General features: G+C 64.5%; 11 protein-coding genes. 4 read left to right on the plus strand and 7 right to left on the minus strand.

Annotation, left to right across the window (positions count from 1 at the left end):
* Positions 1-4: 4 nt before the first annotated feature.
* The 4 genes from HPY44_12295 to HPY44_12310 all read left to right on the plus strand — a co-directional run bounded on the left by HPY44_12295 (position 5) and on the right by HPY44_12310 (position 6567).
* Entirely contained in the window at positions 5-2548 is a 2544-nt protein-coding gene (locus HPY44_12295) for an alginate lyase family protein (GenBank protein ID NSW56783.1), read from the plus strand.
* A gap of 142 nt (positions 2549-2690) precedes the next feature.
* On the plus strand, positions 2691-3725 hold the full coding sequence (locus tag HPY44_12300; GenBank protein ID NSW56784.1) for a Gfo/Idh/MocA family oxidoreductase: 1035 nt from the start codon (positions 2691-2693) through the stop codon (positions 3723-3725).
* A 15-nt stretch (positions 3726-3740) separates the two neighbouring features.
* Complete coding sequence (locus HPY44_12305) at positions 3741-5657, plus strand: hypothetical protein (protein ID NSW56785.1); 1917 nt, start codon at positions 3741-3743, stop codon at positions 5655-5657.
* Positions 5584-6567 (plus strand): hypothetical protein, encoded by a 984-nt coding sequence (locus HPY44_12310; protein NSW56786.1) that lies wholly within the window; start codon positions 5584-5586, stop codon positions 6565-6567. Before HPY44_12305 ends, HPY44_12310 begins: the two co-directional genes overlap by 74 nt.
* Before the next feature lie 79 nt (positions 6568-6646).
* On the opposite strand, the gene HPY44_12315 is transcribed toward HPY44_12310, so the two are convergent.
* From HPY44_12315 to HPY44_12345, 7 genes are all read right to left on the minus strand, one after another.
* Entirely contained in the window at positions 6647-7165 is a 519-nt protein-coding gene (locus tag HPY44_12315; protein ID NSW56787.1) for a zinc-ribbon domain-containing protein, read from the minus strand.
* Between the two features lie 85 nt (positions 7166-7250).
* Positions 7251-7508, minus strand: a complete 258-nt coding sequence (locus HPY44_12320) for a type II toxin-antitoxin system RelE/ParE family toxin (GenBank protein NSW56788.1) — start codon at positions 7506-7508, stop codon at positions 7251-7253.
* 336 nt (positions 7509-7844) lie between these two features.
* Complete coding sequence (locus HPY44_12325) at positions 7845-10967, minus strand: hypothetical protein (protein NSW56789.1); 3123 nt, start codon at positions 10965-10967, stop codon at positions 7845-7847.
* 6 nt (positions 10968-10973) lie between these two features.
* Positions 10974-11774 (minus strand): amidohydrolase, encoded by an 801-nt coding sequence (locus tag HPY44_12330; GenBank protein NSW56790.1) that lies wholly within the window; start codon positions 11772-11774, stop codon positions 10974-10976.
* Between the two features lie 5 nt (positions 11775-11779).
* Positions 11780-13381 (minus strand): exo-alpha-sialidase, encoded by a 1602-nt coding sequence (locus HPY44_12335; GenBank protein NSW56791.1) that lies wholly within the window; start codon positions 13379-13381, stop codon positions 11780-11782.
* Complete coding sequence (locus HPY44_12340; protein ID NSW56792.1) at positions 13378-14181, minus strand: hypothetical protein; 804 nt, start codon at positions 14179-14181, stop codon at positions 13378-13380. Before HPY44_12340 ends, HPY44_12335 begins: the two co-directional genes overlap by 4 nt.
* Positions 14182-14183: 2 nt before the next feature.
* Positions 14184-14795, minus strand: coding sequence for a phosphatase PAP2 family protein (locus HPY44_12345; protein NSW56793.1), 612 nt, complete (start codon positions 14793-14795; stop codon positions 14184-14186).
* Positions 14796-14828: the final 33 nt, after the last annotated feature.

The following is a 14828-nucleotide window of genomic DNA, read 5'->3' on the forward strand; positions in this document are numbered from 1 at the left end:
GATGATGAAGACACGCACAGCCCTGAGACTGCTCTTGGTCGGATTGCTCACCACGCTCGCAGCGGGAGCCTCCTGCCAGACGCCCGAGCCCCTCGTTCTGAGCGCCTGCGACAGCGCGGACGACTGGACCGGCGGCAAGCTGGTCGCCGCCCCGGTGAAGCAAGGCTCCGGTGCGATCCTCTGGGACCACGGCCAGAGCGACCGACTCGCCTTGAAAACTGTACCGGACGACTGGAAGCCCTACAACACTCTCTCCTTTTGGATGTATTCGCCGAAAGCCACCGGCTCGCGCTTCATGCTCATCATTCCATCGGAGAACCCGATAACCGATGGAATGGATTACTACTCAGCAGCCATCATTGTGGATTTCACTGGGTGGCGCGAATACAGTTTTTCGTTGCTCGATGACCTGGCTGAAAACCGCACACCGGTGGGCTGGCACCGAGTCGGCGGGCTGAACTTCACCGCGTCCGGGTGGGAGAACACCCCCAACCCCGAGACGCAGGTGATTATCGACGACGTGAAACTGAGCTGGGAGGCGGCACGCTTGGGACCGCGCATGACCGACGAAGAGCTTTTCGCCGCGATGAACCTGGACTACCCCGGCCTGGAAGAGACCAAGCGCCTCGTGGGAGCGGGCGACCTTGAGGCCGCGAAGGCGGCTTTCGTGGCACATCTCAGGACCCGGGAGCGCCCGCGCTTCTACGTGAACCCGAGGGACTTCCCCACTGCTGACAAGCGACCCGCGAAGCCCGACACTCGCGCCGCGGATGAGGCGCTCCAGCAGCGTTACACGATAATGGGCGTCCCGCTCCAGTTCGAGGATGAGATCGACTGGCGGGCCAACCCCACCGATCCCTTCAGCCCCGAATGGACCTGGCAGTTGGGGCGCTTCCACTGGTGGTCATCGCTGGGCCGGGCCTACTGGGACACCGGAGACGAGAAGTACGTGCGGCAGTTCGTGAAAGAGTTGCGCAGCTGGGTCCACGCCAACCTGATGCCCGGAAAAGTCAACAATTCCGTGGGCTCGCGCTGGCGCACCATCGAATGCGGAATTCGTCTCGCAAGCAGCTGGCCCAACGCGTTCTTCCGCTTCCTGCCAGCCGAGAGCTTCACCGTGGATGACGTGATCCTCATGGTAAAGAGCTTCGCCGAGCAGGCCGATTACCTCCACCGTTACCCCACCGGAGGGAACTGGCTCACTATGGAAGCAAACGGGATGGGCCACGTGGGCGTTCTCTTCCCGGAGTTCAAGCGAGCCGAGACCTGGCGCACCGACGCTGTGGCCCGGCTATACCGGGAACTGGACACACAGGTCTACCCCGACGGCCCCCAGAAAGAACTGACCACCGGTTACCACTACGTGGCGCTGGGCAACTTCCTGGGCCTCGTGCGCATCTGCATGTTGAATGATGTCCCGGTGCCGGAAGACTACATCGCGAAACTGGAGCGCATGTGGGAGATGGGCATGTGGGCCATGACTCCGGACCGTACCCTGCCCCACGTGAATGACGCATGGTACGTGAATGTGCCCGGTGAACTGAAGCGGGCGCTGGAGTACTTCCCCGACCGCGACGACTTCCGCTGGATCGCCACCGACGGTAAGGAAGGAGTGCCGCCGGGCCACACCTCTCACTGGTTCCCCTGGTCAGGCTGGGCCGTCATGCGCAGTGGCTGGGACCGCGATGACAACTACCTGTTCTTCGATGTGGGGCCCTTCGGAATGGGGCACCAGCACGAGGACAAGCTGGCCTTCGTGGTCCACGCTTACGGCTCCGACCTGCTGGTGGATGTGGGCAGCTACGCTTACGATCGATCCGCGATGCGCTCGTACGTGCTCAGCCCCCAGGCACATAACACCGTCCTCGTGGACGGCCGAGGGCAGCACCGCCGGGCACGCCGCGAGACCTTCATCAACTCCGAGCCCCAGGATAACCCCTGGTACAGCACCGAAACACTGGACTTCATGAGCGGCGAGTATGCCGACGGATTCGGCACATCCAATGACGAGACTGTCACCCACAGACGGGCAATCCTGTTCGTGAAGCCCGACTACTGGCTGGTGCTGGATACTTTGGTGCCCGGCGATGCCGAGACCCACCGCTATGAGGCGTTCTTCCACTTCGGGCCGGAGAACGCCGAGGCGGCCGGCGCTCGAGCCTGGACGCTGAGTGACAAGGCGAACCTGGAAATCCTTGCCGCCGGGGCCCCGGTAAGCGCCGAGATCGTCAAGGGCCAGGAGACGCCGTACTACCTGGGCTGGATCGGCAAGCATGGTCTCGACGGCCGGCGACCCATGCCCGTTGCGCGCTTCACCTGGGAAGCGGCGGGCGAGAGCCGGGTGCTGTACGCCGTCTACCCAACGCCGCCCGGCGAGGAATCGCCGGTGGAGGGCTTCCAGCAGGTTCCCACCGATGCCGGCCTGTCCGCGGAACTGCGTTTCAGCGACGGTCGCCGGGACCTGGTCACCATCGAGGGCGACAAGTGGCGCGTGGAGCGGTACTCACCCGCGGGCGAGATCGTCTCGGTGCTGACCGTAGAGCCGTGAGACTGCTGTCCTGATTGGCTTTCGTCACCGTCGGCATTGGGGCGGCATGGCGACGGCAGGCCGTCACTCCGGGACTCGGGTCCCCCGGTGCCGTCGTCGGTCGTGCTCATCTGCCGCAACATTCCGCACCGGAAGGTGAACCATGTTTGCTGCCGCTGTCATCGGCTGTGGCCGCATCGGGAGCACCATCGACGATGAAATCGACCGCTGGTCCTCCGTCATGCTCCCGTATTCTCACGCCGCCCGCTACGCACAGGCCCCACAAACGCAACTCGTCGCCGGTTGCGATGCCGACCCCGAACGCGCCGAGCGGTTCCGGCAGCGCTGGGGCACAGAGCGCGCGTTCACCGACATCCACGAGATGATGGAGGCCTGCAGGCCCGACATCGTCAGCCTCGCGACCCAGACCGCGACCCGCGTGGAAGCGGGCCTCGCGGCGGTGGAGCACAACCCCAAGGCGCTGTTCATCGACAAGCCCGTGGCCGAGACTCTGCGCGACGCCGATCGCCTCCTGGACGCATGCCGAGCGAAGGGCATCGTGGTGGCGGTCAACTGCTCCCGCGTCTGGGACCCGCGGGCAATCCGCGCGAAAGAGATCATCGACGAGGGGATCATCGGCGACCTGCGCTGCATTCGGGGGTTCTGCGGGGGCGGCCTGAGCCACATGGGCAGCCATCTACTTACCTTCATGCAGTTCTACGCGGGCCGGGCGAGCTGGGTGGTGGGCCAGACCGCGATGCCGCCCGAAGACCGCCCCGACGCGGATGTGAGCGGCCTGGGACTGATTCAGTACGAGAACGGAATCCACGGCTATTTCAACATGCTGGACCCGGGGCCGGTGGGTGTGGAACTTGACCTCGTGGCCACCGGCGGCCGCATCCGCTCCATCAATGGTGAGGCCGACTGGGAGCTGTACCTGCCAGGATCGGTGCCAACACGACACAAAACCCTGGCAAAGCAGCAGTTCCCCATGCCCCACCAGATGACAAGCTGGGGCATCCGCACGGTGGAGGATATCTGCGATTGCATCGAGACCGGTCGCAAGCCCCTTTGTGCCGGTGACGACGGGCGGCACGCGCTGGAGATAGGCCTGGCCATCCGGCACTCTCAGCGCAACGGCAATTGCCGCGTCGACCTGCCCTTCACCGATCTCGATGCCGCGCTGCTGTCGGCGTGATACGCACGAAGACCCATGGCTGAACTGACCGATCCCAGACCCATTGCGATTCCATTACCCCGGAGCCCGCGAGGCGACCGGCTTTGGGTGGCTGCCGCCGCGATTCTGGTCGGTCTGGTCTGCGGCCTGCCCCACTTCATCCGCCCGGCGATGCTGTCGAGAGAGGGCCGGCCCTACCTGCCGCTGGTTGCGGAAAGCGCGGACGCGGTGACTTACGACGAGACCACGCTGTACGCGCCACGCATCCGCGAGGTCATGGAGGGCCGCCTGTTCAGCGCCGACCCCCACGCCCCGGAGCGCCCGGGGGACATCCCGTTTCTCGGCAATGCGTGGCTGGACAGCCTCATCCTCGGCGGCCTGGGACTGGTGCTTGGGCGCAGCGTCCCGGCGGTCTTCGTCTTCTGCGACTTCGTCCTGCCGCCGCTCATCTTCCTGCTGCTGTTCGCGATCTGCCGCCGCCTGGGCGCGGAACTGTGGGTAGCGATCTGTGCGGCCTTCGCGGTGCTCTTCATCGACCGCGCGGAGCTTCTCGGCGGCCCGGAGCCCCTGAAATTCACCCGCCTGACCACCCCCGAGTTCGCGTGGGTCCTCACCGCCGGGGCGATTCTGGCGCTCATTCTCACGTGGGAACAGCCCCGCCCGCGCCGAGCAATCGCAGCGGGTCTGCTCGCGGGCGCCTGCTTCTACAGCGACCCGTACTCCGCGTCCTTCGTGCTTACAGGGGCGATTCTGCTGGCTTGCGGCGCATTTGCGTCTGCTGATCAGCGGCGTTCCGTCGCGATGCTCGGCGTTGCCTTGGCGCTCGGGATCGCCCTGGCTGCGCCGGTTCTCCGGCAGGTTGTCTCGCCCGAAGGTCTCACGGGTAAGCAGGACCTGCTGGCTCGAAACTGGCCGGCGGACATCATCGCGCCCTGGTCCAAGTACCCGCTGGACGCCCTGGTGCTCGTGACTCTTCTCTTCCTGTACCCCCGGCGCCGCCGGGGCTTCTCCCCGGTGCTCTTCTTCGCGCTCGCGCCGTGGATTCTGGCGCCCACCACGGAGCCATTCCTATTATCGGAAGTCAGTTCGCTGTGGATCACCCGCTGCTTCCAGCCCTGGGCCAGGCTGAGCCTCATGCTGCTCCTGGGAGCGTGGATGACGTGGCTCCTGCTGGGACGCGCGAGCGGCCCCGATGCGGTCCGTGTCCAGCGAAGGACCCGGGGCGCCTTTATCGCCCTCTCCCTGCTCGTCGTGGCCATGGGCGCGGCACAGCAGGCCCGCTTTTCAGTCCAGACCGCGGAGAAGGCCACTGTTCATCCTGGAGACCTGCAAGCCATCCAGCAACTGGCGATCCGCGCGGAGTCCGGCGACGTGGTCATGTGCCTGGACCCTGATCTCGCCGCGTTGATTCCGGTCTACACATCCTGCGATCTGTTCCTGCCATACTCTCTCGTGTCTCCGCTGCCCACCACCGAACTCGTTGACCGCGCGGCGCTCACCGCTTCGGCCTACGGTGTGCCCGAAGAGCGCCTTCGGGATTTGCTGTCCGGCTCACCACCGCGCCAGCCCCGTCTTCGCGGCTGGCTGTTCGGGCGAACATATGCAGATGGTCCGCCGCAGGAAACCCTGGATGCCCTCGTGGCGAAGTCAGCCGCCTACGGACCCAGCGCGCTTCCTGCAGTGGAGAAAGACACCCGCATCGATCTCGTGATCTGGAGCGAGTTCGAGCGGGGGAATGGCGACCCGAATCTGGAGAACCAGTTCGCCGACCGCCTGTTCATCGAGGGCGTGACCTTCCGCGTCTACCGCGCCCGTCGGTTGCCTGAAGAGAAGCTGAAGCCCTGGCCCGTGAATCTGCCCGATTTCGAGGTGCCCGCCAATGGTCAAGACGATGGCCCACGCAACCCTCAAGTCCGGCGAGGAGATGGAGATTCTCCACGTAATCGCCCCTGAGCCCGACTGGACCGAGCGCATTCTCTCCTTCCTGCAGCACAAGGGCCCAGTCTGGCTGGATCCCATGCGCGTGGCGCTGGATTCCGGCCTGGATGACCTGTTCATGAGCGACTATCTGGGGGTGCTGGGGTCCGGCGAGGTGGTGGGGAACATCTCCACCTTTGAGTGCGGCGGCGTGGGTATACTCGGCCACGTGTTCACCCCCGAGGAGCATCGGCGCAAGGGTATCTGCACCCACATCATCAACGTACTGCGCGACGACTTCATCGCCCGCGGTGGCCGTGCCATGTACCTGGGCACGGGCTACGATACCCACCCGTACCACATCTATGAGACTGTCGGCTTCGTCGGGCGGGGCGATTCCGGGAAGATGACCTGGCGCGTGGAGCCGGATTTCGACGCGAAATGGTTCGCGCCCGGCCCGGTGGAGATTCGCGAGACCCGTTGGGGTGACTGGCCGCTGCTCGAAGCCCTCTACGCCGTGGAAGGCCAGTGGCAACTGAAGAATTTCCACTTCCAACAGTTCGGCCACACCGGATTTGAGAGCCAGTACCTGCGCCTGCGCCTGGATATGCTCGAGGGCAAAGTGCTGAACACCCGGGTCATGCAGACCGCTCAGGGAGCCGTGGTCGGCCACGCCATGCTGGCCGTGCAGCCCCTGTGGAAGGGCAAGGCGCTGGTGCTGGACTTCATGGTCCACGCCAACTTCCAAGACCGGGCAGCCGAACTGACGGCAGCCATCGAGATACCCGCAGGTGCGAAAGTGCAGGCTTTCTGCGATAGCCGGGCCGAGAACAGGATGGCTGTCCTCGAGGCCGCCGGGTTCCAGCGCGAGGGCGTCTTCACCGGGCAAATGGAGGACGAGAACCACGAGTTATTGGACGTGGTGGTATACGGCAAGACCGGATGATGCGGACTTCGCCTGAAACGAACAGGCCGTCGGCGGGATGCGTGCCGGCGGCCTGTTGGTTTCGGATGGCAGCAGTGAATCAGTCGGAAACAAGCTTGTGTCCGCACCCCGCGCAGAAACGTGCATCGGCTTTGACCTTCGCGCCACATTCGGGGCAGAGGGCCTCTTCGGGCTCGGGCTCGGGAGCCGGGGCGGGGGTCTGCACAACCGGCGGCTGGTAGGCTGCAGTCGGATCCGGTGTCTCCGGGGTCACTACCCGCGGCGGGGTGACTGGGGCCTGCGGCGTCGCCTGGTTCGCAGCCGGAGCGGCCGCACTGTCTGTGTGCCCGGCCTGTTGCTGCTCCTGCACCTTGAGCCGCAGTTCCTCAACCTCCGCCTGAAGCGCGTCGATGCGCTTCATGATAACCTCGATCTCGCTGTCGAGGACCTCCTTGCGGCGGTACAGTTCCCGCACCCGCTTGCCGGCTTCCGCGTACTGGCGCTCGATCTCGGTTTCCACCGTGCCAATCTGGTTCTGAAGCTTGAGAATCTCGATCTGCCGTGCGCCGCTATCAGCGACCTCACTGACGGCCTGCTTCAGCTTGTCGAAGAGAGACATCGAGCATCACACCCCCAGGATCATGATGACAACGCCCCGGAGCGTGGTCGGCATCCGGTGGCGGGAATGGTGAGACTGCCCGAGATCAATCATACACGTGACGCCGGTGTCCCACACGCAGGACGCATACCGTGCGGCTTTCATCATCCACATGGTAGACCACCCGGTAGTCGCCGACCCTGAGCTTTCGGAGCCCCGCGAAATGGCCTTTCAGCGGCTGTGATCCCGACGGGCGCGGATCCTCTGAGAGAGCATCGATGCGCCCTGCAATACGTACCTGGACATCTCGCGGCAGAGCCTCCAACCCCTTCTGGGCTGAGCGGGTGAACGAGACCTCGTGCATCACAGACCAAGGTCCGCCCTGACCTTCGACCAGGGAACGCAATCCTCAGTGAGTGCCTTGGGTCCGCAGTCCCGTGCCCAAGCCTCCTCTGCCGCTTCCTCGGCCAAGTCTTCAATGCACTGGCGCTCCGCAGCGAATCGTTGCATGTCGAGGTGGTCGACTGTCGGCTTGGAGTACAGTTTGCGGCGTATTGGCCTTGCGGATGATGCAACCACAGTGTAGCCTCCCATCTCGTCCTCGCACAAAGACTATACCCGCAGTACCTTCAGGTCAAGCGAGCGCAGATACTAGACGTGAAATTACCTACAAAATTGAGGCGCCCCCCAGATACTACCCCTACCCCACCATCGACACCACTGACTCACGCTGGACCTCGAAAGTTCTGTCGCCCAGCCTGATTCTGCTGTCGCCAAAGCCGTGGTAGATGCGCACCTGCGAGGACTCCGCTATCGGCTTGCCATCCAGGCTGCGCGCGGTGAAAAGAACCGGCGCCCCGTACTCGATGCCATTGTACTTCGTAGCGCAGAAGGCCAGGAAGGTCGGGCTCTCCACCACAAACCCGTAAGGGGGCAGGCTCACTCCGTTTACCTCCGCGGGCCGGTCGTACGCCACAGTGATGATCACGTCGCCGAACCGCGAGCGCTGGAGCTTTCTGTCGTCGCTGAGGAACTCGTGGCTGTCCAGAGCGCGCTCGGCGGTGATGAGATTCAGCGGGCTGAGCACTTCCCAGGTGTTCTTGATCACCCGGTCGGTGATGCACAGGCCGTCGGTCCAGCCATTGTCACCCCGGGACCAAAGGGCGCTCATCCCTGCATCCGGGGCGGCTTCGAAGGCCACGCCTTCATCAGTGACCATGAGCGTGCCCACGTGGTAGCGCAGGTTGGAGCTGCGCGCATCCGACAGAGGAATGCGCTCGCCCTGACGGGTCATCCCCAGCAGGATCGGCGCGGGGCCTCGGAAGCCCGCGGGAATCGTCACAGTGTGCGGGCCATCGCTGACGATGCTTCCCGGCTGCCAGGTCGATGTCGCCGGGACTGGAGCGTGGTCGTTCTGGAACGCAATCTTTTCGGCATGGTCGGCGCCTTCGCTGGTGAAATGGACGAAGCAATAGAAGTCATTGTCGATCTTCTGATCCACTCGCCAGCGGTAGGTGATGCTGATCCTGCTGTCTCCCAGGTCCTTCACATCGGGCGCAAGTGGGACCACGGGAAGCGCCGAGGTCCCGGCTTCCCGCTGCCAATACAGGTGCTCGCCGAAACGGGGCAGGCCCATCTCCGCGAAGAGGATGTGGTCTGCCATCTTTTTCTCATCGCCGGGCCCGATGCGGTTGCCCTGATGAGTCATGATCTGCACGCAGTCGCTGTAGACCAGGTTGAACAGGGGGATAACAGCACCGGGTTCGGAGTCCGTCACGTGGCCGAAGATACCCTCAAGATAGTCGGCGCAGGGCACGGCCCATTCGCGGCCCTCTTCGCTGCCGAACATGCCGAAGTGCTCCTTGGCCAGCATGCACAGCCGGGTCTTCCATTCCAGGTCATCCTGTCGGGTCATGGGGTGGTTGGGGTCCTCGCAGGTCACCAGGCCCCAGGCGAAAACCGTGTCGATGAAATAGATCGTGGGCTCGAAAAGCCGCTTGATCTCGGGCAGGTTGGTCTTCTCTCGGGCCGCGAGTTCCACCTGTTTGATGGCGCAGACCTGCCAGGCCTGCCCTCCATTCCAGTTGCCGCCGCGCTTCGGTCGCCCTCGGCTGTCTTTGTTGAGCCAGTCTTCGCTCCAGGAGGGCGCGTCCTCGTACATATCCTGGTAATTGTCGTGCCCGCCCACAAGATAGCCGCAGGCCTTGATGCGGTCGAACGCCTTGCGCATCTCCTCATTGCCGCCGCATTCGGGAGCCGCCGGGAGCACATCCGGGTGCCGCACATCGTAGCCGCCATTGATCCACCCGGCCATCACCACGTAGGCGCGGTCGATGCCCAGATCATTGCGCCAGTGTTCGGCGCACTGAGCCACTTCGTCGAAGGTGAAGCCGAGATGCGTCCGTTCCTGATCACTGGTGTTGTACCGGGATCCCGGCAGCACGCGTGAGAAAACGAAGGGCTTGAAGTTCGCCGCTCCGAACATCTTGTCCACGGTTGGGAACTTTTCGCGCTTGTCAGCCCAGGTCCGCAGCCACCCCTTCGCCCTGGCGAGGGGCCGGTACGCGTGGGCAATTTCCACATATCCGCCCCGCCCCAGAGGGTGGAGAGTGCAGTCGCCCTCGGGCGCCGCGATCTCCAGGCTCAGGGCGCGGGTGCGGCGTCCAGGAACCAACGGCAGGTCGGACCAGGCGGTGTTCACTTCCAGATTCGTGTCCACATTGCTCCAGTTCACCAGAAGCGCCGACCCCTGACGCACCGCCCCGCACATAGCCATGGACAGACTGTCGTAGGTGCGCCAGGATCGCCGGCCGGGGAGCCCCTGGCTCGCGGGCAGTTCGATGCCGATGCGGTGGGGCACGTAGACAGTCCCCTGGTCGGCGTCGGTGGTCCACAAAGCATTGTGCAGCAGTCGCATGCGCACGGCTTTCCACTTGCCGGCAGCCTGCGAGGTATAGCGCAGACGCACGCCGTCCGGCCCCTGGACCGGCTCGAAGGTGAAGGTGACTGTGACCCCGCTGGGCCTGCCATCCACCTGGGGGCGAGCAATGGCGACCAGCGCCCCATTGCGCTGCTGGATGGAATCGAATCGCGCCACATCCCACAGCAGGCGACGTTCGCCGTCCTCGATGGTTACCTGGGCGAACACCGGGCGCTCCGGGGTCGATGCCCACAGAACCCCGGTGCGCTTGTCCACAAGCTGCCACGCACCGGTTTCACGGTCCAGGTCAACGCGCCATGTGGCGCCATCAAGGGATACGCGGCGTTCCAAGGGAATGCGCGCGGCCAGTGCCTGCGCGCGGCGCGCTATCTCATCCGCATCAAGGGGCTCCGGCGCCAGTTCTGACGCTGGCTTCGCTTCACTCGTGACCCGTATCTTACCCGCCTCATACGTCTCCAGAAGCCGCGCGCCGGTTCCCTGATGGTCGAAGATTCCCACGTGGACGAAGTACTCCTGCTCCGGCTGGTTGGTGGGGGCATACAGGATGATCGGGCCGTCCACCGCAACCTGCCCCGGCGCCCACATCGTGGTGGGCACGGTGGGCTCGTGGTCGGCGTGAATGACAATGTTCTGGCAGCTCTGCTCGGGAGCCTCGAAGTGGGTGAAAACACGGTACTCGGTCTTGCCCGGCTTCGTGCCCTCGTTGCGGAACCGCAAGGTCATGGCGAAGGGATCGCCGGGACGCACTTCCCGGGACGAGAACTCGGCCGCGGCCAGAACGGGCTTGAATTGCGGGTCGACGCCCTGTGCCTGCACGGGTCCGCACCTCCCGAGAACCATTATCACGACAGCCGCGAAGACGAACAGTTCGAGACGGTGCATAGGTGTCTACCTCACTGGGTCGTTCTGCTCATCAGCCAACTGCCCGGCTTGCCTGAGAATGCGCGCGGCATTGTCATACAGGATCGCCCGGCGGTCGGAGTCGCTGATGTCGGCGTCGCCCACGCACCCCAGCATGTAGGGCTGGCTGATGATCGGCCAATCTGAGCCGAATACCACGCGCTCCGCACCCATTGTCGCCACCGCGTCCTCAATGCGGTTCCGAGCGGGCACGGGAGCGCAGATCTCGGCCATTATGTTCGGTGCCTGGGCAAGTACCGGCAGGGCATCACGCCAGAGCTTTGAGCCCATGTGCCCGGCCAGGAACGTGAGCGACGCGAACTCCCGGGCCAGGCTCAGCAGGCCCGGGAAGTTCGCCGGATCATTCTCCCCGCAATGCACCAGAACAACCGCGCGCGGGAACTCAGACGCCACCACATCCAGAATCCGCTCGTGCTCACGGCAATTGAGTGGATGGCCGATGTATCCGCCGCTGTAGAGCTTCAGGCCGATGAACCCGGGCTCGGGCAGATACCGGCGCACCTGGGAGATCGACAGCTCAACCTGATTCGGGTTCGCGAAGACATATCCGCGCAGGCGGTCGGTGGTCTCCAGGTCCCGGGCAAGCTGGGCGTTGCCTTCGACCATGTCCTGCATGATCGCTCGGGCCGAGGATACTGCCGTGACCTCAATGCCCAGGCGATCCATGTCCGCCACGAGCTCCCGCGCCGATGCTCTCCGCACCGGCAGCGCGAAGGGGTGGATGTGGGCATGCAGGTCAATGATCGGCCCGTCCGCCAGGGGGAGCATGGCCTTCAGTCGCTCTCCCGGGGGATGACCGTGACGCCGGTGGCGTCGGCTTTCAGGTGCACACCGCGGATGTCGGAGCCGGGGCCCTCCGTGTAGTACACGAACAGGATGCGGCCGTCGGGCAGCTCCGCCATGCTCGGGTACGCGCCAAGGACCTTGTCCACCAGCACCGGCTCCTGCCAGGTCTTGCCGAAGTCCTGGCTGGCCATCACTTTCGTGGAGTGCGCGGAGCGGTCCCGATACCCGCACAACAGCACGTTCTTCGAAGTGAGAAGCAAGTACGGCGCGTCGCCAGCAATGCCCACCGGCACCGGCTCCGTCCAGGTCTTTCCGCCGTCCGTGGATTCGCACCAAGTCATTGTAGGCCGGATCAGCATGAGCAGCCGGCCGTCCGGGAAGCGCACGATGGACGGCTCGCAGAGCATGTACTTCTCGGACGCGATGCGCGAAATGGTCTTCCAGGTGACGCCCTTGTCCTTCGACTCCAGCACTTCGCACACGTAGGTCGTGGGCCAGGGCGGAGACAGCTCTCCGTAGACCGCCAGGAGCAGGGTGCCGTCGGGCATCTCGCGAATCGGCTCAGACACCGCTTCGTTTCCGTTGAACGTTGTGGGCACGCGCTCCGGCGCGCCCCAGGTCTTCCCGCCGTCTGTGGAACGCACGATGAACACCTGGTGGGTGCCGGGGCGCCGCCCCGGGTCGTAGCTCATGTAGGTCACGAGAAGCTGGCCATCGGAAAGCTCCGTGATCGAGGCGTCACGGTCGTCGATGTCGCTGTCCACCACCACTTCGGCAGGGCTCCAGGTCTCCCCGTCATCATCAGACCGCACCATGCTGATGCGCGCGCCCTTTGGCAGGTTGGGGGTGGGGACGCTCACATGCCCGTAACCGGCATAGAAGACGCAGAGAAGCTGGCCGGACCTGGTGCGGCAGACGTCAGGGAAAGCCTCGTAGGCGCCGGCGCCGGCGTCGGTGCAGACATTGAAGAACGGGGCTTTGTAGATCTTGAAGGGCGTTTCGAGCGTGTAATCCGTCCCCGTCACGCTCAGGTTCCGAAAACCGATGCGTCCCTGCCCGGTGCGCAAGCCGATGATGCCGCCTTTGATGGTGTCGTCCTGCTCGGTGAAGATCAGTTGCCCATTGAGATACACATCGTGGTACTCGCCGATAGCCCTGATGCGCAGCGTGTGCCACTCGTCAGACGCCAGCTCGAAAGGCCGGTGCCTGCGGGCGTCGGTCCACTCATTGTCAGGGGTGGACCGAACCCAGACGATCTGCTGGTTCTTCTGGTCTATATGCACGTAGTAATAGCTCTGGGGGTTTTCCGCGCGGTACACCAGACCCGGCGACCGCACGCCTTCGCCCACGTCGTGGATCTTGAACTCCACGGACACGTCCACGTCCGACCAGGCCTTCGTCGGCAGCCAGGTGATGGTCCGCGGAAGTCCCGCATCTGACTGCAACAGCCCTTCATCGTTCAGCGACCATTGCCCGCACTCCGGCACCCACCCCTCTAGATCCTCCGGACGCGAGAAAGAGACCGCGTCACCCCAGCATGACATCGACACCAGTGCGGCCAGTCCGAGTACAGCAAGTGCGGTTCTCATGTCGATCCTCCTGGTTCAGTACGGCCGATGAGTCGCAGCAGATTGTCACGCAGTACCAGTTGGCGATCCGACTGTGTCATGCGGCTGCAGGCCACCAGCGCGAGAGCACTGGAAGGGTACTGGAAGGGCAGTCCCGTCCCGAACACCAGCCGGTCGGGACCCAGCGCTTCGGCGACGATGTCAAGTGTGTCGGCCCCTTCCAGCCGCGACGTCTCGATTGACAGGCCCGGGCAGTCACTCGCGACCGCAATCACCTCGGAGACCAGCGGTGTGTGGGAGGTATTGACACCCGCTGCGATCACACTGGCGCCCGTTGCGTTCACCATGCGGCCCAGCACCGTGAGTTCGCCCGGCTGCCTGACAGTGAGCAGCACCGATAGTCCGTATTCGGAAGCCGCCCGCAGCCCAATCTCAAAGGGCCGGAAGTCCATGGGCCAGCCCTCGTAATCCGGAAACAGCCGCAGCAAAAGGAATCCCTGCTCAGCGCACCACGCGACCTGCTTCTCAATGCTCAGTTCCTGCCGCAGCATCATCCCAGCGGCGGGCAAGAGGGTCGGCCGCGAAGCGCAAGCACGCAGCACCTCCAGATTGCCCTCGTCAACGTTGCCCAGGGCTGTCCTCAGCGAACCGACCACGGCCCCACCGATCCCCGCCTTACCCAGGAGGCCGCTGACCGTCCCGAGAGAGGCATCCAGCGGGCCGCGAGGCCAGGGGCCGAAAAGGCAGTTGCAGTCCAGCACCTGCTCCGGCCGGGGCCAGTGGGGCGGGCTGTCCTGCGCATCCGCGAGATGCTCCTCCAAAGTCACACCTCCAGGGTCGCGGCAGGTTCCGGCGCGGGAGATCCTGGCCGGGGTGCGAGATAGTGCAGGAACGTGCGGGCCACCCAGTACCCCAGGGCCGCCCCGATCACGCAGTCGCTCACGAAATGCCGCCCCAGGTAGATTCGGGCCAGGGTGATGAGAACCGCGCAGGTGTACAACGCCCAGCGCCACCGTGGGTACCACGCGCTGAAGACAGTGGCCAGCGCGAAGGACCCGGCCGCATGCCCACCGGGGAAGGCGTTATAGCCCAGGTCCCACGGGCCATGGAAGGCGAAGCTCGCCATGAGATCATCAGGTCGCATTCGTCCGAAGAAGTCTTTCATCACGTTGACCAGCGCGCTCTGAACAACCACCGTGCCCATCAGAATCCAGAAGCGTCTCGCGCGATCCACCCGGTTCAGGGCCGTGTACACAAGCGCTCCGGCCAGCACGAGCACTGGGTTCAGGACGTGCTCGGAGGCCTCCGCCAGCCAATGCAGGGTCTCATTGCCGGGTGCGATGGACTGCGCAGCCCGGCTCAGCGCGGGATCGAAAGGCATCAAGGCCACCGTGACGGCGACGGTGGCGACGGCAATGAGTAGCGAACGGTACATTTGTCAGTCTCCGGACAACGTGCGGACTGCACT

This window comes from Armatimonadota bacterium, assembly GCA_013314775.1.
Lineage (GTDB): Bacteria > Armatimonadota > Zipacnadia > Zipacnadales > JABUFB01 > JABUFB01.